The organism is Enterobacter cloacae complex sp. 372C4 (genome assembly GCF_050030615.1).
In the GTDB taxonomy this organism is placed as follows: domain Bacteria; phylum Pseudomonadota; class Gammaproteobacteria; order Enterobacterales; family Enterobacteriaceae; genus Enterobacter; species Enterobacter intestinihominis.
Genome location: NZ_JBLGUQ010000001.1, coordinates 3,702,141 through 3,722,296 on the forward strand (window position 1 = coordinate 3,702,141; position 20,156 = coordinate 3,722,296).

17 protein-coding genes are annotated in these 20,156 nt (G+C 55.4%); 9 read left to right on the top strand and 8 right to left on the bottom strand.

Annotation, left to right across the window (positions count from 1 at the left end; genetic code table 11):
• Nucleotides 1-62: 62 nt before the first annotated feature.
• Entirely contained in the window at nucleotides 63-1,265 is a 1,203-nt protein-coding gene (pncB, locus tag ACQG11_RS17940; RefSeq protein WP_426728645.1) for a nicotinate phosphoribosyltransferase, read from the bottom strand.
• Nucleotides 1,266-1,518: 253 nt separating this feature from the next.
• Here pncB and pepN point away from each other — a divergent pair, with 253 nt between their 5' ends.
• Nucleotides 1,519-4,131, top strand: coding sequence for an aminopeptidase N (gene pepN / locus ACQG11_RS17945; RefSeq protein ID WP_023305813.1), 2,613 nt, complete (start codon nucleotides 1,519-1,521; stop codon nucleotides 4,129-4,131).
• Between the two features lie 89 nt (nucleotides 4,132-4,220).
• On the opposite strand, the gene ssuB is transcribed toward pepN, so the two are convergent.
• From ssuB to ssuE, 5 genes are read right to left on the bottom strand one after another with little or no spacing between them, the layout of a single operon-like run.
• The gene (gene ssuB, locus ACQG11_RS17950) at nucleotides 4,221-4,991 is read right to left on the bottom strand and encodes an aliphatic sulfonates ABC transporter ATP-binding protein (protein WP_022647644.1); all 771 of its coding nucleotides are present in this window, start codon (nucleotides 4,989-4,991) and stop codon (nucleotides 4,221-4,223) included.
• A complete protein-coding gene (ssuC, locus tag ACQG11_RS17955) occupies nucleotides 4,988-5,779 on the bottom strand; it encodes an aliphatic sulfonate ABC transporter permease SsuC (protein ID WP_023299738.1) in 792 nt (263 codons plus the stop codon). The genes ssuB and ssuC overlap by 4 nt, the downstream gene beginning before the upstream one ends.
• A 9-nt stretch (nucleotides 5,780-5,788) precedes the next feature.
• On the bottom strand, nucleotides 5,789-6,934 hold the full coding sequence (ssuD, locus tag ACQG11_RS17960; RefSeq protein ID WP_038415787.1) for an FMNH2-dependent alkanesulfonate monooxygenase: 1,146 nt from the start codon (nucleotides 6,932-6,934) through the stop codon (nucleotides 5,789-5,791).
• Nucleotides 6,931-7,893, bottom strand: coding sequence for a sulfonate ABC transporter substrate-binding protein (locus ACQG11_RS17965; RefSeq protein ID WP_022647646.1), 963 nt, complete (start codon nucleotides 7,891-7,893; stop codon nucleotides 6,931-6,933). Before ACQG11_RS17965 ends, ssuD begins: the two co-directional genes overlap by 4 nt.
• Complete coding sequence (gene ssuE / locus ACQG11_RS17970; protein ID WP_022647647.1) at nucleotides 7,886-8,461, bottom strand: NADPH-dependent FMN reductase; 576 nt, start codon at nucleotides 8,459-8,461, stop codon at nucleotides 7,886-7,888. The genes ACQG11_RS17965 and ssuE overlap by 8 nt, the downstream gene beginning before the upstream one ends.
• A gap of 250 nt (nucleotides 8,462-8,711) precedes the next feature.
• Between ssuE and pyrD the strand changes: the two genes are divergently transcribed.
• Nucleotides 8,712-9,722, top strand: coding sequence for a quinone-dependent dihydroorotate dehydrogenase (gene pyrD, locus ACQG11_RS17975; RefSeq protein ID WP_015570907.1), 1,011 nt, complete (start codon nucleotides 8,712-8,714; stop codon nucleotides 9,720-9,722).
• Between the two features lie 166 nt (nucleotides 9,723-9,888).
• Nucleotides 9,889-10,431, top strand: coding sequence for a cell division protein ZapC (gene zapC, locus ACQG11_RS17980; protein WP_023305817.1), 543 nt, complete (start codon nucleotides 9,889-9,891; stop codon nucleotides 10,429-10,431).
• Here the strand turns inward: zapC and ACQG11_RS17985 are convergent.
• Complete coding sequence (locus ACQG11_RS17985; protein ID WP_022647649.1) at nucleotides 10,428-11,537, bottom strand: YcbX family protein; 1,110 nt, start codon at nucleotides 11,535-11,537, stop codon at nucleotides 10,428-10,430. The genes zapC and ACQG11_RS17985 overlap by 4 nt on opposite strands.
• A 98-nt stretch (nucleotides 11,538-11,635) precedes the next feature.
• Here ACQG11_RS17985 and rlmKL point away from each other — a divergent pair, with 98 nt between their 5' ends.
• The 6 genes from rlmKL (at nucleotide 11,636) to rmf (ending at nucleotide 19,561) form a co-directional block, all read left to right on the top strand.
• A complete protein-coding gene (rlmKL, locus tag ACQG11_RS17990; RefSeq protein ID WP_032622253.1) occupies nucleotides 11,636-13,744 on the top strand; it encodes a bifunctional 23S rRNA (guanine(2069)-N(7))-methyltransferase RlmK/23S rRNA (guanine(2445)-N(2))-methyltransferase RlmL in 2,109 nt (702 codons plus the stop codon).
• Between the two features lie 12 nt (nucleotides 13,745-13,756).
• On the top strand, nucleotides 13,757-15,664 hold the full coding sequence (locus tag ACQG11_RS17995; protein WP_426728646.1) for an ABC transporter ATP-binding protein: 1,908 nt from the start codon (nucleotides 13,757-13,759) through the stop codon (nucleotides 15,662-15,664).
• A gap of 13 nt (nucleotides 15,665-15,677) precedes the next feature.
• Nucleotides 15,678-16,931 carry a membrane integrity-associated transporter subunit PqiA gene (gene pqiA / locus ACQG11_RS18000; protein WP_022647652.1) on the top strand — a complete coding sequence of 418 codons (1,254 nt, stop codon included), beginning with the start codon at nucleotides 15,678-15,680 and terminating at the stop codon, nucleotides 16,929-16,931.
• A 4-nt stretch (nucleotides 16,932-16,935) separates the two neighbouring features.
• Entirely contained in the window at nucleotides 16,936-18,576 is a 1,641-nt protein-coding gene (gene pqiB, locus ACQG11_RS18005; protein WP_022647653.1) for an intermembrane transport protein PqiB, read from the top strand.
• Entirely contained in the window at nucleotides 18,573-19,139 is a 567-nt protein-coding gene (gene pqiC / locus ACQG11_RS18010; RefSeq protein ID WP_022647654.1) for a membrane integrity-associated transporter subunit PqiC, read from the top strand. Before pqiB ends, pqiC begins: the two co-directional genes overlap by 4 nt.
• Before the next feature lie 254 nt (nucleotides 19,140-19,393).
• Nucleotides 19,394-19,561, top strand: coding sequence for a ribosome modulation factor (gene rmf / locus ACQG11_RS18015; RefSeq protein ID WP_003858162.1), 168 nt, complete (start codon nucleotides 19,394-19,396; stop codon nucleotides 19,559-19,561).
• A 71-nt stretch (nucleotides 19,562-19,632) separates the two neighbouring features.
• Here rmf and fabA read toward each other — a convergent pair whose 3' ends face one another.
• Nucleotides 19,633-20,151, bottom strand: coding sequence for a bifunctional 3-hydroxydecanoyl-ACP dehydratase/trans-2-decenoyl-ACP isomerase (fabA, locus tag ACQG11_RS18020; protein WP_000227926.1), 519 nt, complete (start codon nucleotides 20,149-20,151; stop codon nucleotides 19,633-19,635).
• Between the last annotated feature and the right edge of the window lie 5 nt (nucleotides 20,152-20,156).

Consider the following 20,156-nt stretch of genomic DNA (forward strand, 5'->3'; position numbering starts at 1 on the left):
CTTAAGAGAAGAAATAAGAAATTAATAAGAGAAGGGGAGCCATGAAGGCTCCCCCGAAGCCGTTAACTGGCTTTTTTAACCTGAGGCAGATCGAAGGCTTTACGTAATGCGCGGACAAACGCTTTGTCATGGCAGATGGTTTTGCCAGGGCTGTCGGAGAGCTTCGCGACCGGCTTACCGTTACATTCCACTAGCTTTATGACGATGTTCAGCGGTTTCACCTGGGGGATATCACAGGTTAAGCGCGTACCAATCCCGAAACTCAGGTTCACCCGCGATGAGAAGTGGCGATAAAGGTCGACGGCTTTCGCCAGGTCAAGGTTATCGGAGAAGACCAGCACCTTACTCATGGGATCGATACCCAGTTTTTCGTAATGGGCGATGGCTTTCTCACCCCATTCAACCGGGTCCCCGGAATCATGGCGCAAACCCTGGTAGCGTTCGGCAAACTCAGGGCCAAAGTCGCGCAGGAACGCGTCCATGGTAATGCAGTCGGTAAGGGCAATACCCAGCCGATCCGGGTACTCCTCAAGCCACGCGGCGAGGGCGGCGCGCTGGCTGTTGGTAAGGTCAGGGCTGATCTGCTGGTGCGCCTGGAACCATTCGTGCGCCTGGGTACCCATCGGCGTTAAATCAAGGCGACGCGCCAGATCGTAGTTACTGGTGCCAACGAACCACGGCTCCTGTTGCAGACGTCTGACAATGGCTTCCTGAACCTCGCGAGAGAAGCGGCGGCGCGTGCCAAAGTCCATCAGACGGAAGCGGGACATATCCAGCCCTTCTGTCAGTCTGGAAAACTCAACGAGTTTATTCTCCAGAGCGGCAACCGCCTGCGTTACACCGGTTTCAGGGGAGCGATAACGGTGGGCCAGCTCGCTGATCACGGCCAGAAGCGGCACTTCCCACATGATCACTTCGCGCCACGGGCCGGTCAGACGAATGTCCAGCTTGCCGTTATCATTGGTGACGGTGACCTGTTCCGGCTTATAGCGGAACTCACGCAGCCAGTTCAGATAGTCCGCTTTAAAGAAAGGCAGGCCTGAAAGCCACTGATATTCGTCATCGGTGAGCGCCAGATGCTGCATGGCATCGACCTGTTCACGAATGGAATCTGCGTAGATACCCAGCAAGTCGTCACCCCGGCAGCGAAATTCCGCCGCAACATGAACATCATGATAGTGGTGAAACACGGCTTGCTGCATATGCAGCTTGTACGCGTCGGTATCCAGCAACGTATGCAGAACCGGAGAAGCGAATTGAGTCATAGGTGCGCTGTAGCATCCTCTCACGGGAGCGTTTAGTACAATAAACAACTCCGGAGTATACCCTGTTTAGTGATTTATTGAACCCCGATCACAACATAAGCACACTTTATGGTCGAGCGCATTTCGTGCCCCGTGTTATAAAAATGTAGCAAAAACGGCGTTGTGCCTGAAAAGATGAACATTCTGCATAGCGCGTTTTACACAACCGGAATATATTGAATCGTTACTCGACAAACGATGCATAAGGTTTTCTATGACACAACAGCCACAAGCTAAATACCGCCACGACTACCGTGCGCCGGATTACCTGATAAGCGATATCGATCTGACCTTCGACCTGGATGCCACAAAAACCGTCGTGACGGCGGTAAGCCAGGTGACGCGCCAGAGCGCGACAGCCGTGCCGCTGCGTCTGGATGGTGAAGACCTGACGCTGGTTTCCCTGCATATTAATGATGAAGCCTGGTCAGACTATAAAGAAGAAGGCAACCAGCTGGTCATCGACAACCTGCCGGAACGCTTTACCCTGCGCATCGTGAATGAAATCAGCCCTGCCGCCAATACCGCGCTGGAAGGGCTTTACCAGTCAGGCGTAGCCCTGTGCACCCAATGTGAAGCCGAAGGGTTCCGCCACATTACCTGGTATCTGGATCGCCCGGACGTCCTGGCGCGCTTTACCACCAAAATTATTGCCGACAAAACGCTGTACCCGTACCTGCTTTCCAACGGCAACCGGATTGGTGAAGGGGAACTGGAGAATGGCCGTCACTGGGTACAGTGGCAGGATCCGTTCCCTAAACCCTGCTACCTGTTTGCGCTGGTGGCGGGCGATTTCGATGTTCTGCGCGACACCTTTAAAACGCGCTCTGGCCGTGAAGTCGCGCTGGAGCTGTTCGTGGACCGTGGCAACCTTGACCGCGCCCCGTGGGCAATGACCTCCCTCATCAACTCCATGAAGTGGGATGAAACGCGCTTTGGCCTCGAATATGACCTCGACATCTATATGATCGTTGCTGTCGATTTCTTCAATATGGGCGCGATGGAGAATAAAGGTCTTAACATCTTCAACTCCAAATACGTGCTGGCGCGTACCGATACCGCAACGGATAAAGATTACCTCGATATCGAACGCGTTATCGGCCACGAATATTTCCATAACTGGACCGGGAACCGCGTCACCTGCCGCGACTGGTTCCAGCTGAGCCTGAAAGAGGGCTTAACCGTCTTCCGCGATCAGGAGTTCAGCTCCGATCTGGGATCGCGGGCGGTAAACCGCATCAACAACGTGCGCACTATGCGTGGTCTGCAATTTGCAGAAGATGCCAGCCCAATGGCCCATCCGATCCGCCCGGATAAAGTCATTGAGATGAATAACTTCTACACCCTGACGGTGTACGAAAAAGGCGCTGAAATTATCCGCATGATCCACACCCTGCTGGGCGAAGCGAATTTCCAGAAAGGGATGCAGCTTTACTTCGAGCGTCATGACGGCAGTGCGGCCACCTGCGACGATTTCGTCCAGGCGATGGAAGACGCCTCTAACGTGGATCTGTCTCATTTCCGCCGCTGGTACAGCCAGGCCGGTACGCCGATTGTGACGGTCAAAGACGACTACAACCCGGAAACTGAGCAGTACACGCTGACCATCAGCCAGCGCACACCGCCAACGGCGGAGCAGGAAGAGAAACATCCGCTGCACATTCCGTTCAGCGTTGAGCTGTACGACAACGAAGGCAACGTGATCCCGCTACAGAAGGGCGGTCACCCGGTACATAACGTGCTGAATGTGACCCAGGCAGAGCAGACCTTTATCTTCGATAACGTCTATTTCCAGCCTGTTCCTGCCCTGCTGTGCGAGTTCTCCGCGCCGGTGAAACTCGAATACAAGTGGAGCGATCAGCAGCTGACGTTCCTGATGCGTCACGCGCGCAACGATTTCTCGCGCTGGGATGCGGCACAAAGCCTGCTGGCGACCTACATCAAGCTGAACGTGAACCGTTACCAGCAGGGCCAGCCGCTGACGCTGCCGGTTCATGTGGCAGACGCCTTCCGTGCCATCCTGCTGGATGAGAATATTGACCCGGCGCTGGCGGCTGAAATTTTAACGCTGCCGTCTGCGACTGAAATCGCCGAGCTGTTTGACATCATCGACCCCATTGCGATCGTCGCCGTGCGTGAAGCGCTGACCCGCACGCTGGCGACCGAACTGGCAGATGAGTTCCTCGCAATTTACAACGCCAACAAGCTGGACGCATATCGGGTGGAACATGCGGATATCGGTAAACGTTCCCTGCGCAATACCTGCCTGCGCTATCTGGCATTTGGTGAGGCAGAGCTGGCGAACACGCTGGTCAGCAAGCAGTACCACGAAGCCGATAACATGACGGATGCGCTGGCCGCGCTGGCCGCAAGCGTTGCCGCCGAGCTGCCGTGCCGCGATGCGCTGATGCAGGAGTACGACGACAGGTGGCATCAGGATGGTCTGGTGATGGACAAGTGGTTCATTCTTCAGGCCACCAGTCCGGCAGTCGATGTACTCAGCAAGGTCCGCAGCCTGCTGAAGCACCGTTCGTTCACCATGAGCAACCCGAACCGCGTCCGCTCCCTGATTGGCGCGTTTGCCAGCAGCAACCCGGCCGCGTTCCATGCTGAAGACGGCAGCGGTTATCAGTTCATGGTTGAAATGCTAACCGAGCTGAACAGCCGTAACCCGCAGGTGGCGTCTCGTCTGATTGAGCCGCTGATCCGCCTGAAACGCTACGATGCGCAGCGTCAGGCGAAAATGCGCGCCGCGCTTGAGCAGCTGAAAGGGCTGGAAAATCTGTCTGGCGATCTGTACGAGAAGATTACAAAGGCGCTGGCCTGATGTAAAAAAGCCCGGTGGCGCTACGCTTACCGGGCCTACGATTTGCCCTTGCGCCGTGCTCCCTGTTGAAGAGGGCCGGGGTGAGGGCATCAGGCATTAGCCTTTATCCGCTGAATCTCCGCTTCTCCACGTTTCATCACTCTATCCAGCACTTCCGCCTCCAGCTCCGCCAGTCTGGCCGATCCCACCCGGCGAGGACGTGGAATATCCACCGTCAGATCCAGACCAATTTTACCCTCTTCTATTAACAGCACCCTGTCTGCCATTGCCACAGCTTCGCTTACGTCATGCGTCACCAGCAGCACCGTAAAGCCGTGCGTCTGCCAGAGGGTTTCAATCAGATCCTGCATCTCGATCCGCGTCAGGGCATCAAGCGCGCCGAGCGGTTCATCAAGCAGCAGCAGGCCGGGACGATGAATCAGCGCGCGTGCCAGGGCCACGCGCTGCTTTTGTCCACCCGACAGGGCCGCAGGCCACTCTCCCGCGCGATTCTCCAGCCCTACCGCGGCGAGTGCCTGCCGGGCGTCCTCCCGCCAGCTGCCCTTCAGGCCCAGCCCGACGTTATCCATCACCGTTTTCCACGGCAGCAGACGCGCGTCCTGAAACATCATGCGCGTATCATCCTGAATCGTGGACAGCGGCGTAGTGCCTGCCAGAATGTCACCACTGTTTGGCGCCTCCAGCCCGGCTAAAAGACGCAGCAGGGTACTCTTGCCGCCACCGCTGCGGCCAACAACGGCTACAAACTGTCCGGCAGGAATATGCAGATCCAGTGCATTCAGAATGGTGTTGTCGCCGTAGCGTTTGGTCACGCCGTTCAGCAGTAACGGTGTTCCCTGGTTCAGTCGTGCAGTATTCATGCTTTCGCCTCCTGAGCGGTGTAGGCCGGGTTCCAGCGCAGCCAGCTACGTTCCAGCCACTGGGCGCTGACGTCCGCAAGTTTGCCAAGCAGGGCATAAAGGATAATGGCAACCACCACCACGTCCGTTTGCAGGAACTCGCGGGCGTTCATCGCCAGATAACCAATGCCGGAGTTGGCCGAAATGGTTTCCGCCACGATCAGGGTTAGCCACATCAGGCCGAGCGCAAAACGCACCCCAACCATAATGGAGGGCAGGGCGCCCGGCAGGATCACATGGGTAAACAGGGCAAAACCTGACAGGCCATAGCTGCGGGCCATCTCAACCAGACCGCGATCGATATTGCGGATCCCATGCCAGGTATTGATATAAATCGGGAATAATGTTCCCAGCGCCACGAGGAAAATTTTGGCGCTCTCATCAATGCCGAACCACAGGATAACCAGCGGAATAAGCGCCAGATGCGGCACGTTACGCAGCATTTGAACGGAGGTATCCAGCAGCCGCTCACCCCAGCGGGACAGGCCGCTGATCAGCCCCAGCGTCAGGCCGATGCTCCCGCCAATCGAAAAGCCGATTACCGCGCGCCAGGAGCTGATGGCAAGATGTTGCCACAGCTCACCGCTGGCGCTTAGCGACCAGAACGCTTCCACAACGCCCTCCGGAGAGGGCAAAATACGGCTCGACAGCCAGCCAGTTGAAGACGCCAGTTGCCAGACGAGGACAATGCCGACGGGCAGAAACCACGGCGCGGCGCGCAGCAGCCATTTTTGTGCGGTTGAAGACATGGTGGCTCCTTAACTTTGCGCGACTTTTCTCGGGATAAACGCATTCGCCACGGCTTCGCCCTGCAACTGAAGCTGACGTGGCTGCGGAATCTCCGGGATAGCGACATCCAGGTGCGGGAAGAGCAGTTCACCCACCTTGTAGGCCTCCTCCAGATGCGGGTAGCCAGACAGGATAAAGCTGTCGATCCCCAGCGCCGCGTATTCATTAATGCGTGCCGCTACGGTTGGACCGTCGCCGACCAGCGCCGTACCGGCGCCGCCGCGCACCAGACCCACCCCGGCCCACAGGTTCGGGCTGATCTCAAGATTTTCACGCTTGCCGTTGTGCAGGGAGGCCATTCGGTGTTGGCCCACGGAGTCGGTTTTGGCAAACGCCGCCTGTGCTTTGGCGATAGTGTCGTCGTCCAGATGAGCGATCAGACGGTCGGCGGCTTGCCAGGCCTCGTCGTTGGTTTCGCGTACGATCACGTGCAGGCGAATGCCGAAGCGCACCGTACGGCCATGTTCTGCGGCTTTGGCGCGTACCTGAGCAACTTTCTCTTTAACCAGCTCCGGTGGCTCGCCCCAGGTCAGATAGAGATCGACCTGCTCAGCCGCCAGCTCCTGCGCCACGTCCGACGATCCGCCGAAATAAAGGGGAGGGCGCGGCTGCTGTACCGGCGGGAAGTAGAGTTGCGCATCGCGAACGTGGATATGTTTTCCTTCGAAGGTGACGGTTTCCCCTTCCAGCAGACGTCGCCAGACGCGGGTGAACTCTGCGGAGGCTTCATAGCGCTCGGTATGATCGAGAAAAACGCCATCGCCCGCCAGCTCCTGCGGATCGCTGCCCGTCACCAGGTTGAACAGCGCGCGGCCGTTGGAGAGCCTGTCCAGCGTTGCCGCCTGACGTGCCGCGACGGTGGGCGACACCACGCTCGGGCGCAAGGCTACCAGGAATTTCAGGCGCTGGGTGACGGGGATCATCGACGCGGCAACCAGCCACGCATCCTCACATGAACGGCCCGTCGGGATCAGCACCCCGGTAAAACCGATGCGGTCTGCCGCCTGGGCGATCTGCTGTAGATAGCCGTGATCGACCGGGCGGGCGCCTTCTTCTGTGCCAAGATAGTGTCCATCACCGTGGGTGGGTAAAAACCAGAAAAGATTCAGACTCATGATTTTTTTCCTTCAATGCCAGCGGGTTGCCAGATGCGTTCGCGAATATTCACCTGCTTTGGAACCAGGCGGTTTTGATAAAAGAGGTCTGCCGTTTGCTGCTGGAGGGCGGCAACGTGGGCGTCAACCGGCGCTATGGTGGTGGGAGGACGGTGGTCAAGATAGGTGGCGATCACCGGTTCAGGCAGGCCCATGGTTTTTGCCAGTAGCGTGATGCTCTGCTGACGCTGGCTTTGGGTCAGCGCATCGGCTTGAGAGAAGGTATCCAGCACCTGCTGAATAAATGCGCCATTTTTTTCAGCGTAAGGACGTGCCGCCAGGTAGAACGAACCGGTTTGTTTCAGGGTGGTGCCGTCTTTCAGCACCCGCACACCGCCCTGCAACAGTGCGGCGGAGTAGTACGGATCCCAGATAGCCCAGGCATCAACATTTTTTTGCTGAAACGCCGCGCGCGCATCGGCAGGCGTCAGGTAAACGGGCTGGATATCGGTGAATTTAAGGCCGGCCTCCTGCAACGCGCGCAGCAGCAGGTTGTGCGAGCTGGAACCTTTCTGGAAAGCAACCTTATGGCCTTTGAGATCGGCGACGCTTTTGATCTCGCTGTTTTCCGGCACCAAAATAACCTCTGCCTTCGGCTTGGCGGGTTCAACGCCAACGTAAACCAGATCCGCCCCGGCCGCCTGGGCAAAGATCGGCGGGATATCGCCGGTGCTGCCTAAATCAATACTCCCGACGTTCAGCGCCTCCAGCATCTGCGGTCCGGCAGGGAACTCGACCCATGAGAATTTGGTCTGCGGGAAACGTTTCTCCAGCAACGCATGGCTTTTCGCCAGCACCATGCTGACGCTGCCTTTCTGATAACCGATACGCAGGCTCTCCGGCGTTTTCTCCGCTGCCTGAGCCAGCGATGCCACTGCCAGCAGACCTGCCAGCCCGATGCGGGTAACTGTTTTAAACATGCGCCACTCCTTGTGATTGATGAAATGCCGCCGCGTGGCGATCCCGACGATTAAGGGCGTGCCAGAATGTTTCAAGCGCGCTGTCGAGGCGGGTTTGCAGATTCGGCGTGAAATGCGGTTTATGCTGGTAGTCGATTACCTGTGAGTCGTCAGCGAAGACGCCATGCAGGATCTCCTGCGCTTTCAGCGCGTTCAGAACCGGCTTGAGGGCATAATCCACCGCCAGTAAATGGGCTACCGTACCGCCTGTGGCCAGCGGCAGGACGACCTTACCGTCCAGCGCGCGCTCGGGCAGCAGATCGAGCAGCGTTTTCAGTGCACCGGAAAAAGAGGCTTTATAAATTGGTGTCGCGACGACCAACCCGTCAGCACGCTTAAGTTGTTCGATCAGGGTTTTCAGCGCCGGGCTGTCGAAACGGGCGTAGAGCAGATCTTCAGGCGCGAAATTGTGCAAATTCCAGTGACACACTTCGACATCCAGAGCATTAAGCTTTTCGCGAGCGTATTCCAGCAGTGCGCTGGATCGAGAGGGGAAGCGGGGGCTTCCGGCCAGGGTAATGACGCGCATGGTTGCTCCTTATAACTAATTGTTTGCTTTTATCTAACATTCATAACAATTTTCAGGAGTGTGACATTGCGTGGTTATTCCACTAAATGATTTATCCTCAGGATGAATGCAGAAAAAAGCATAAGAAGCGAACCGATAAGTAAACGATTGCGTTTTACATGGCTTTTTTTTGCCACAGGTCAATTCCCTTTCCGGGCGGGATCGCACATAATCCCCTCCCGGTTTGCACACCGGGAATCCAGGAGAGTTCATGTACTACCCCTTCGTTCGTAAAGCCCTTTTCCAGCTCGATCCTGAGCGCGCTCATGAATTTACATTTCAGCAGTTACGTCGTATTACAGGAACGCCTCTGGCCGCGCTGGTGCGTCAAAACGTGCCGGAAAAACCCGTCCAATGCATGGGCCTGACGTTCAAAAATCCACTGGGCCTTGCGGCCGGTCTGGACAAAAATGGCGAATGCATTGATGCACTCGGCGCGATGGGCTTTGGCTCGATCGAAATCGGGACGGTGACGCCGCGTCCGCAGCCGGGAAATGACAAGCCACGTCTGTTCCGCCTGGTTGAAGCCGAGGGGCTGATCAACCGCATGGGCTTTAATAACCTTGGCGTCGATCATCTGGTTGAGAACGTTAAGAAAGCCCATTTTGATGGTGTGCTGGGTATTAATATTGGCAAAAATAAAGACACGCCCGTCGAGCAGGGTAAAGATGACTATCTGATTTGTATGGAAAAAGTCTATGCCTATGCCGGTTATATCGCGGTGAATATATCCTCGCCTAACACCCCAGGGCTGCGTTCATTACAATATGGCGAAGCGCTTGACGATCTTCTTAGCGCCATTAAAAATAAACAAACGGCACTACAGGCGATCCACCATAAATATGTTCCGGTCGCGGTTAAGATCGCCCCGGATCTTTCGGCAGAAGAATTGATCCAGGTTGCCGACAGTTTAGTTCGCCATAATATTGATGGTGTGATTGCGACCAATACAACGCTCGATCGCTCCCTCGTCCAGGGAATGAAAAACTGTGACGAAGCGGGTGGATTAAGTGGCCGTCCGGTACAATTAAAAAGCACCGAAATTATTCGCGCACTCTCTGCGGAATTAAAAGGCCAGCTGCCGATTATTGGCGTGGGTGGCATTGACTCCGTCATCGCTGCACGTGAGAAGATGGCGGCAGGGGCTTCACTGGTGCAAATTTATTCCGGCTTTATTTTTAAAGGGCCGCCATTGATTAAAGAAATTGTCACGCATATCTAATCTTTTCTCTTAATCAGACAACCAGGGCTTTATTTCCAGCCCTGGTTGTTTTATATTCCGTCATTGTTGCTTATTTAGACATTATAGTCTTTTATTACTAGTGTTATAAGCGAAGCGGCAAACAGGACATTTTTAGTACAGGACGTTTTGGGGACGGGAGAGAAACATGCGAATTAAACCTGACGATAACTGGCGCTGGTATTTTTGTGACGAGCATGACCGTATGATGCTCGACTTAGCCAATGGCATGTTGTTTCGCTCTCGTTTTGCGCGCCGAATGTTAACGCCAGACGCGTTTGCTCCCTCAGGCTTTTGCGTTGACGACGCTGCACTCTATTTCTCTTTTGAAGAAAAATGCCGCGACTTCAATCTCTCCAAAGAACAGCGCGCTGAACTGGTACTAAATGCGCTGGTGGCGATCCGTTTCCTGAAACCACAAATGCCGAAAAGCTGGCATTTCCTCGCGCACGGTATGAGCTGGACCCCGGCTATCGGCGATGCGGCCAGCGTCAATCTGAGCGATACCGAAGAAGAGGTGAATCTGCTGGTGGTTGAACCCGGTGAAAACGCTGCGCTCTGTTTGCTGGCCCAACCCGGCTTGACCATTGCCGGGCGAGTCATGCAGTTAGGTGATGCCATCAAAGTGATGAATGACAGGCTGAAGCCTCAGCTGCGCGTCGATTCCTTCAGCCTCGAACAGGCGGTTTAAGCTTCCAGCTGTACGGATGTTTTCGGTACACAGCTACAGCACAGGATCGTGCCGTCACTGCCAATCGCAGATTTCTTCAGGGCACTCACTTCACCATCGACCAGTTTAATGCGACAGCATCCGCAAATCCCCGCGCGACAGGAATAAGGTACGCGGATACCCGCCTGCTCCAGCTGTTCCAGTAGCACCTGCTGATTGTTACCACGAATAACTTTGCCTTCCCAGTGAATATCCACCGCGGAAGCGACGTTGGTGACAACGTCAACCATTTCTTCTTCCTGGCCTGCGCCGTACACTCTTGCAGGCCCGCGGGTAAGAATTTCGACCTCGTCGCCCACGCGGATTACGCCGCTGGAGCGGGGGATCAGGTTCTGGCCGAAGTCGACATCACCGTTATCCTGCGCGGTACGAAATGACTGCAAGGTTTTCAGCGGTTCGCCGGAAGGGTGTTTCTGGCCTTTCTCCGGGCTGACGGTGGTAAAAATACAGCGGCTGCACGGCTTCACGACATCAAAGATAACGCTGCCGATGCGGATCACTTTCCAGGTATCTTCATCCCAGGCATCCGCTCCGGTCACCACCAGATTCGGGCGAAACTGCTCCATCTGCACGCTGGCTTTGCAACGGGTTTGTAAATCACGCAGCGAGGCCTCGCTGGTCAGCAGGAAGGGAAAACCATCCGCAAAGGAGAGGGGAACCGCGTCGTGGCGTTTCACGCGACGAGTCAGCGCAGGCCCAACCCAGCGCAGCTGAACGTCACGTGAGAAAAAGCCGCTCAGCCACTGGTTAATGTTATCCGGCGCGATACGCGCGGTAAAATGATTGCCCCACACTTCCGTTGGCGCTTCAACCGGCGCAAAATCAGCAAAGCGGATCACGACGCTTGAACCGTCTGGCGCGGTCAAATGCAATCCGTCATGAAGCGGGGAAGGCGTAAAGCGAACCATCTGCGGGAACTGACGTGCGGTGATGAACGTACCGTCAGGCTCGGTGATCATAAAAATACGATCGAAGGCGAATCCGCTCATATCGGCCAGCGCGTGCGTCACGCCGATACCACGCATGGATTTCACCGGATGAATAAAAAGCCTGGATAACGTCGCCACTGCACACTCCCGCTAAATAAAATAAGCCTTCAACTTTATGACATACACGCCATATTAGCTATAATGCGCGACAATTTTCTATGAGTAAAAGTGACGATATGAATTCTCTGTTTGCCAGTACGGCCCGTGGGCTGGAAGAGCTGTTAAAAACTGAACTGGAAACCCTGGGCGCGAAAGAGTGCCAGGTGGTTCAGGGTGGTGTCCATTTTGAGGGCGACACGCGGCTTATTTACCAGAGCCTGATGTGGAGCCGTCTGGCGTCGCGCATCATGCTGCCGATGAAAGAGTGCAAGGTCTACAGCGATCTTGATCTCTACACCGGTGTACAGATGATCGACTGGACAGAGATCTTCACCCCGGACGCCACCTTTGCGGTGCATTTCAACGGCGTCAACGATGAGATCCGCAACAGCCAGTACGGTGCCCTGCGCGTCAAAGACGCCATTGTGGACTGCTTCACGCGTCGTAATAGAGAACGTCCGAACGTTGATCGTGAAAACCCGGATCTGCGTATCAACGTCTGGCTGAACGGCGACACTGCCAGTATTTCCCTGGATCTGAGCGGCGCAGGCCTGCATCTGCGCGGCTATCGCGATCGCACCGGCATGGCCCCAATCAAAGAGACACTGGCCGCCGCTATTGTGATGCGCTCCGGCTGGCAGCCGGGTACGCCGCTGCTCGATCCAATGTGCGGTTCCGGTACGCTGCTGATTGAAGCCGCGATGCTGGCCACCGACCGCGCGCCAGGGCTGCATCGTGGACAGTGGGGCTTCAAAGGCTGGGCGCAGCACGATGAAGCCCTCTGGAAAGAGGTCAAAGACGACGCGCAGACCCGTGCCCGTAAAGGGCTGGCGGAGTACACCTCTCACTTTTACGGTTCGGACAACGACCCACGGGTGATTGAACGCGCGCGCAGCAACGCCCGTCGAGCCGGTATCGGTGAGCTGGTGACCTTCGACGTCAAAGATGTGGCGAACCTGACCAATCCGCTGCCAAAAGGCCCGTACGGTACGGTGATCAGCAATCCGCCGTATGGTGAGCGTCTTGGCAGTGAGCCAGCGCTGATTGCGCTACACAGCCTGCTGGGCCGCAACATGAAAGCGCATTTCGGCGGCTGGAACCTCTCCCTGTTTAGCGCCTCGCCGGAGCTGCTGAGCTGCCTGCAATTACGTGCCGATCGCCAGTTCAAGGCGAAAAACGGCCCGCTGGACTGCGTGCAGAAAAACTACCATCTGGCAGAGATAGCAGCGGACAGCAAACCGTCTGGCGTGGCGGAAGATTATGCCAACCGCCTGCGCAAAAACCTGAAGAAATTTGAGAAGTGGGCGAAGCAGGAAGGCATCGAATGTTATCGCCTTTACGACGCTGATCTGCCGGAATACAACGTGGCGGTTGACCGCTATGCAGACTGGGTGGTGGTTCAGGAATACGCCCCGCCGAAAACCATTGATGCGCAAAAAGCGCGTCAGCGTATGCTGGATGTGATTGCGGCCACCATCGCCGTACTCGGCATTTCGCCAAACAAGCTGGTGCTGAAAACCCGTGAGCGTCAGAAAGGCAAAAACCAGTATCAGAAGATGGGCGAGAAGGGCGACTTCATCGAAGTGGGCGAATATAACGCGCGCCTGTGGGTTAACCTGACCGATTACCTTGATACCGGTCTGTTCCTCGATCACCGCATCGCCCGCCGCATGCTGGGCCAGATGAGTAAGGGCAAAGACTTCCTGAACCTGTTCTCCTATACCGGCAGCGCCAGCGTTCATGCAGGGCTTGGTGGGGCGCGTAGTACCACCACGGTCGATATGTCCCGTACTTATCTGGAGTGGGCAGAGCGCAACCTGCGTCTTAACGGCTTAACCGGTCGTCAGCATCGCCTGTTACAGGCCGACGTGCTGGGCTGGCTGCGCGATACCGACGAGCAGTTTGATCTGATCTTTATCGATCCGCCGACCTTCTCTAACTCCAAGCGTATGGAGGATAGCTTTGACGTTCAACGCGATCACCTGCGCCTGATGACCGACCTTAAGCGTCTGCTGCGTAAAGGCGGTACCATTATGTTCTCGAATAACAAGCGCGGATTCCGCATGGATCACGACGGCCTGGCCGAACTGGGACTGAAAGCACAAGAAATCAGCCAAAAAACGCTGTCTCAGGACTTTGCCCGTAACCGTCAAATCCACAACTGCTGGCTGATCTCCGCGGTCTGAAAGGAAAAATAAATGTCTTTAATTAGTATGCACGGCGCGTGGCTCTCTTTCAGCGACTCACCGCTTCTTGATAATGCAGAGCTGCATATCGAAGATAACGAGCGCGTCTGTCTGGTCGGCCGTAACGGCGCAGGTAAATCGACGCTGATGAAAATCCTCAACCGTGAGCAGGGGCTGGACGACGGCCGTATTGTTTACGAGCAGGATCTGGTCGTCTCTCGTCTGCAACAGGATCCGCCGCGTAACGTTACCGGCAGCGTGTACGATTTTGTGGCCGAAGGAATTTCAGAGCAGGCGGAATACCTCAAGCGCTACCACGAGATTTCGCATCTGGTCATGACCGACCCGAGCGACAAAAATCTCAACGAGCTGGCAAAAGTGCAGGAGATGCTCGATCACCATGGCCTGTGGCAGCTGGAAAACCGCATTAACGAAGTGCTGGCTCAGCTTGGCCTGGAAGCGGATATGGAGCTGTCGGCGCTCTCCGGCGGCTGGCTGCGTAAAGCCGCGCTGGGCCGTGCCCTGGTGAGCGGGCCCAGGGTACTGCTGCTGGACGAACCAACGAACCACCTGGATATCGAAGCGATTGACTGGCTGGAAGGGTTCCTGAAAACTTTCAATGGCACCATTATCTTCATCTCCCACGACCGTTCGTTCATCCGCAACATGGCCACGCGCATTGTCGACCTCGACCGCGGCAAGCTGGTGACCTATCCGGGCGATTACGATACCTATCTGCTGGAGAAAGAAGAGAACCTGCGCGTGGAAGAGCTGCAAAACGCCGAGTTCGACCGCAAGCTGGCGCAGGAAGAGGTATGGATCCGTCAGGGCATCAAGGCGCGTCGTACCCGTAATGAAGGCCGCGTTCGCGCCCTGAAGGCGATGCGCCGCGAACGTAGCGAACGCCGTGAAGTCATGGGTAGCGCCAAAATGCAGGTGGAAGAGGCGTCCCGCTCGGGCAAGATTGTCTTCGAAATGGAGAACGTGAGTTATTCGGTTGACGGCAAAGTGCTGGTGAACGATTTCTCCGCACAGGTTCAGCGCGGCGACAAAATTGCGCTTATTGGTCCAAACGGCTGCGGCAAAACCACGCTGTTGAAACTGATGCTGGGCCAGTTGCAGGCCGACAGCGGTCGTATTCACTGTGGTACCAAGCTGGAAGTAGCGTACTTTGACCAGCATCGCGCAGAGCTGGATCCGGACCGTACGGTGATGGACAACCTCGCAGAGGGTAAACAGGAGGTGATGGTTAACGGCAAGCCGCGTCACGTGCTGGGCTACCTTCAGGACTTCCTGTTCCACCCAAAACGCGCCCTGACGCCTGTGCGCGCGCTGTCCGGCGGTGAGCGTAACCGTCTTTTACTGGCGCGCCTGTTCCTGAAACCCAGTAACTTACTGATTCTCGATGAACCGACGAACGATCTGGATGTCGAAACGCTGGAACTGCTGGAAGAGTTGATTGATGGCTATCAGGGAACCGTGATGCTGGTCAGCCACGATCGTCAATTTGTCGATAATACCGTGACCGAGTGCTGGATCTTCGAAGGCGAAGGACGCATCGGTCAATATGTGGGCGGCTATCATGACGCGCGTGGACAGCAATCGCAGTCGCTGGCGCAAAAACAGGCGAAGACCAAAAATCTCGCTGAACCTGTTGTTGTGAAAGCAGAAACTGTCAAAAAGTCTCCTGCTAAAATGAGCTATAACTTGCAGCGCGAGCTCGAAGGGCTGCCGCAGCGTCTGGAAGAGCTGGAAGCGGCACTGGAAGCACTGCAAATTCAGGTCGCTGATGCGTCATTCTTTACGCAGCCTCACGACTATACTCAGAAAGTATTGGCTGAACTCTCCCAGGCCGAGCAGGCGCTGGAAGAGGCATTTGAGCGCTGGGAGTACCTTGAGTCTCTGAAAAACGGCGCATAAACAGGGATAATCTATGTGTGACCAGCACCATGCCGATCGGCATATTTTATGCTCGCAATGCGATATGCTCGTGGCGTTGCCAGAGCTTGGTCACGGACATAAGGCTGCCTGCCCGCGCTGCGGAGCTACGCTGACGACCGAGTGGGACGCGCCAAGGCAGCGTCCTACGGCTTACGCACTGGCAGCCCTGTTCATGTTACTGCTCTCCAATCTCTTCCCTTTCATCTCTATGAAAGTGGGCGGGATGGTAAGCCAGGTGGAGTTACTGGAAATTCCAGGCGTGATGTTTTCGGAAGATTACGCCAGCCTTGGCACCTTCTTTCTTCTGTTCGTGCAGATAGTCCCGGCTTTTTGCCTGGTCGTCATTCTGTTACTGGTCAATCGCGTCAGGATGCCCACCGCCCTTAAAATCAAACTCGCGCGGATCCTGTTCCAGCTGAAAAGCTGGGGGATGGCGGAAATTTTTCTGGCGGGTATCCTGGTCAGCTTCGTGAAGCTGATGGCCTACGGCGATGTGGGGATTGGCAGTAGCTTTATTCCGTGGTGTCTGTATTGCGTGCTGCAACTGCGCGCTTTCCAGTGCGTGGACCGACGCTGGACCTGGGACGATATTGCCCCGGCACCGACGCTCTCGCAGACGGTAAAGGTGGGCGTACCGGGTATCCGTCAGGGGCTGCGCTCCTGCTCCTGCTGCACCGCCGTGCTGCCCGCGGATGTCGAGGTGTGTCCCCGCTGTGAAACAAAAGGTCACGTCCGACGCAAAAATAGCCTGCAATGGACCATGGCGCTGCTGGTGACCTCTGTCATGCTCTATCTGCCCGCCAATATTTTGCCGATCATGATCACCGATCTGCTCGGCGACAGAATGCCCTCGACCATCCTTGCCGGGGTGATTTTGCTGTGGAGCGAAGGGTCATACCCTGTTGCAGGCGTCATATTTCTCGCCAGCATTATGGTTCCGACCTTAAAGATGATTGCCATTGCCTGGCTTTGCTGGGATGCAAAAGGGCACGGTAAGCGTGACAGTGAGCGCATGCATCTGATTTATGAGGTCGTGGAATTTGTTGGCCGCTGGTCGATGATTGACGTGTTCGTGATTGCGGTTCTCTCAGCGCTGGTGCGTATGGGTGGGCTGATGAGTATTTATCCCGCTATGGGAGCGCTGATGTTTGCTTTGGTCGTCATTATGACCATGTTTGCGGCCATGACCTTCGACCCTCGTTTATCGTGGGATCGTGAGCCCGATTCAAGCCATGAGGAAGAGTAAGAGCATGGAAAATAAGAGTGGAGAGGCTAAAGTGCAGAAGGTCAGAAACTGGTCGCCGGTGTGGATTTTCCCCATCGTGACCGCGCTGATCGGTGCATGGATCCTGTTTTATCATTACAGCCATCAGGGACCGGAAGTCACGCTAATTACCACCAATGCAGAGGGAATTGAGGGCGGAAAAACCACCATCAAGAGCCGCAGCGTGGATGTGGGTGTCGTGGAAAGCGCGACCCTGACGGATGATTTAACCCATGTTGAAATTAAGGCCCGCCTGAATGCTGGCATGGAAAAACTGCTCCATGAAGATTCCGTTTTTTGGGTGGTGAAACCGCAGGTCGGAAGAGAAGGGATCAGCGGCTTAGGGACGCTATTGTCAGGGGCTTACATTGAACTCCAGCCCGGCAATAAAGGCGCCCAGCCAGCAAACTATCAGTTGCTGGATTCACCGCCGCTTGCGCCACCGGATGCAAAAGGGATCCGCGTCATTCTGGACAGCAAAAAAGCGGGCCAGCTCTCGCCGGGCGATCCGGTGCTGTTCCGTGGGTATCGTGTCGGTTCGGTTGAAACGAGCACCTTCGATCCGCAAAAACGGACCATCAGCTATCAGCTATTTATCAATGCGCCTAATGACCGACTGGTGACCAGTAACGTTCGTTTCTGGAAAGACAGTGGGATCGCTGTGGATCTGACCTCTGCGGGGATGCGCGTTGAGATGGGTTCACTCACCACGCTGTTTGGTGGGGGCGTCAGTTTTGACGTGCCGGAAGGTATAGATCTGGGACAACCGGTGGCGGAAAAAACCGCCTTCAGATTGTTTGACGATCAAAAAAGCATTCAGGATGCGCTCTATACCGATCACATCGATTATCTGATGTTCTTTAAGGACTCTGTACGCGGCTTGCAGCCAGGAGCGCCAGTTGAGTTCCGCGGTATCCGTCTGGGTACAGTGGGGCAAGTGCCTTACTTTGTTCCGGGACTCAAGCAAATGCTTGATGATGATTATCGTATTCCGGTGCTGATACGCATTGAGCCTGAGCGTTTAATTAACCAGATAGGTGAAGATCAGGATATTGGGGAGCATATCAGCGACCTGATGAATCGCGGTCTGCGTGGCTCGCTGAAAACCGGCAACCTGGTGACAGGGGCGTTGTATGTCGATATGGACTTCTATCCAAAAGCGCCACCTATGACGGGAGTCCGTGAATTTGGCGGCTACAAAATCATTCCTACGGTCAGCAGTGGCCTGGCGCAGATCCAACAGCGTCTGATGGAAACGCTGGATAAGATCAACAATCTGCCGCTGAATCCAATGCTTGAGGCTGCGACGGGATCACTGCATCAGAGCCAGGCGACGATGCAACGTCTGCAAACCACCCTGGATAATATCAACAAGATCACGGCCAACCAGTCCATGCAGCAGCTGCCGCAGGATATGCAGAAAACGTTGCGTGAACTGAATCGCAGTATGCAGGGCTTCCAGCCGGGCTCAGCGGCCTACAACAAGATGGTGGCGGATATGCAACGTCTTGATCAGGTTTTACGCGAGCTACAGCCCGTTCTGAAAACGCTCAATGAAAAGAGCAACGCGCTGGTGTTTGAAGCGAAAGATAAAAAGGATCCTGAGCCTAAGAGGGCGAAACAATGAAAAAATGGCTAATCATCGCAGGCGCACTGGTATTAACGGCCTGTAGCTCTGGAAGCGATAACAAAAGCTACTACCAGCTGCCGTTAAGCGCGCAGTCGGGGGCGCAGAGCAGCGCCTCGCAGGGCAGCCGTCTGCTGTGGGTTGAGCAGGTTGCCGTGCCAGATTACCTGGCGGGCAATGGGGTGGTCTACCAGACCAGCGATGTGCAGTACGTAATCGCCAACAACAACCTGTGGGCCAGCCCGCTGGATCAGCAGCTACGCAATACGCTGGTGGCGAATCTGAGCAGCCAGCTCCCCGGTTGGGTCGTTGCCTCGCAGCCTCTGGGAAGCGATCAGGACACTCTGAATGTTAACGTGACGGGATTCCATGGCCGCTATGATGGTGCCGTTGTTATCAGCGGGGAGTGGCTGCTGAATCACCAGGGTCAGCTGATTAAGCGTCCTTTCCATCTTGAACTCAAGCAGCAGAAAGATGGCTATGACGAAATGGTGAAAGTACTTGCGCAGGGATGGGCACAGGAGTCGGCTACTATAGCAAGAGAGATTTCCCGCCTGCCATAAGTAAAATTCATCGACGAAAGCCGCACTCAGCTTCTTGCTGATTGCGGCTTTTTTTTCGTTTTACGTTCAGGTTGTTACTTGTCCCGCATCACACTTTTTGTACAAACGATCTTCCATGTAGCTCACAAATATGACACCCGTATGAATTTTGAACGTTGACGCTGACGCAGATTCGGGGTATTCGTTAACTGTGCTTGCACATATTGCAACCACTGTTTTCTTTCCACCAGACAAAAGAATGAGGGAAACGAGGCATGAAGAGACAGAAACGAGATCGCCTGGAAAGGGCTCATCAACGTGGTTATCAGGCTGGCATCGCCGGACGTTCTAAAGAAATGTGTCCCTATCAGGCCCTGAATCAAAGGTCCCAATGGCTAGGGGGCTGGCGAGAAGCCATCGGAGACAGGGCAGTACTTGCTTGATACCGTCTCTTTAAAAAGAAACCTCCGCAATGCGGAGGTTTCGCCTTTCTGGAAGGGGCTAAAATCCGTTATCAGAAAGCGGAGGTATCCTGGAACAGACCCACTTTCAGGTCGTTCGCGGTATAGATCAGACGACCATCAACCAGCACTTCACCGTCCGCCAGGCCCATAATCAGACGGCGGTTAACGATGCGTTTGAAATGGATACGGTAGGTGACTTTCTTCGCGGTAGGCAGAACCTGACCGGTGAATTTCACTTCGCCTACGCCCAGCGCACGGCCTTTGCCTTCACCGCCAAGCCAGCCCAGATAGAAGCCAACCAACTGCCACATGGCATCGAGGCCCAGGCAGCCAGGCATTACCGGATCGCCAATAAAGTGGCAACCGAAGAACCACAGGTCCGGGTTGATATCGAGTTCTGCTTCTACGTAACCCTTATCAAAGTTGCCGCCGGTTTCGGTCATTTTCACGACACGGTCCATCATCAGCATATTTGGGGCTGGTAACTGCGGGCCTTTCGCGCCAAACAGTTCACCGCGACCAGAGGCAAGAAGGTCTTCTTTAGTATAGGATTCGCGTTTATCTACCATGTTCT

Coding starts and splice junctions, on each gene's coding strand:
- pncB (WP_426728645.1), bottom strand. CDS start 1,265: ATGACTCAATTCGCTTCTCCGGTTCTGCATACGTTGCTGGATACCGAC.
- pepN (WP_023305813.1), top strand. CDS start 1,519: ATGACACAACAGCCACAAGCTAAATACCGCCACGACTACCGTGCGCCG.
- ssuB (WP_022647644.1), bottom strand. CDS start 4,991: ATGAATACTGCACGACTGAACCAGGGAACACCGTTACTGCTGAACGGC.
- ssuC (WP_023299738.1), bottom strand. CDS start 5,779: ATGTCTTCAACCGCACAAAAATGGCTGCTGCGCGCCGCGCCGTGGTTT.
- ssuD (WP_038415787.1), bottom strand. CDS start 6,934: ATGAGTCTGAATCTTTTCTGGTTTTTACCCACCCACGGTGATGGACAC.
- ACQG11_RS17965 (WP_022647646.1), bottom strand. CDS start 7,893: ATGTTTAAAACAGTTACCCGCATCGGGCTGGCAGGTCTGCTGGCAGTG.
- ssuE (WP_022647647.1), bottom strand. CDS start 8,461: ATGCGCGTCATTACCCTGGCCGGAAGCCCCCGCTTCCCCTCTCGATCC.
- pyrD (WP_015570907.1), top strand. CDS start 8,712: ATGTACTACCCCTTCGTTCGTAAAGCCCTTTTCCAGCTCGATCCTGAG.
- zapC (WP_023305817.1), top strand. CDS start 9,889: ATGCGAATTAAACCTGACGATAACTGGCGCTGGTATTTTTGTGACGAG.
- rlmKL (WP_032622253.1), top strand. CDS start 11,636: ATGAATTCTCTGTTTGCCAGTACGGCCCGTGGGCTGGAAGAGCTGTTA.
- ACQG11_RS17995 (WP_426728646.1), top strand. CDS start 13,757: ATGTCTTTAATTAGTATGCACGGCGCGTGGCTCTCTTTCAGCGACTCA.
- pqiA (WP_022647652.1), top strand. CDS start 15,678: ATGTGTGACCAGCACCATGCCGATCGGCATATTTTATGCTCGCAATGC.
- pqiB (WP_022647653.1), top strand. CDS start 16,936: ATGGAAAATAAGAGTGGAGAGGCTAAAGTGCAGAAGGTCAGAAACTGG.
- pqiC (WP_022647654.1), top strand. CDS start 18,573: ATGAAAAAATGGCTAATCATCGCAGGCGCACTGGTATTAACGGCCTGT.
- rmf (WP_003858162.1), top strand. CDS start 19,394: ATGAAGAGACAGAAACGAGATCGCCTGGAAAGGGCTCATCAACGTGGT.
- fabA (WP_000227926.1), bottom strand. CDS start 20,151: ATGGTAGATAAACGCGAATCCTATACTAAAGAAGACCTTCTTGCCTCT.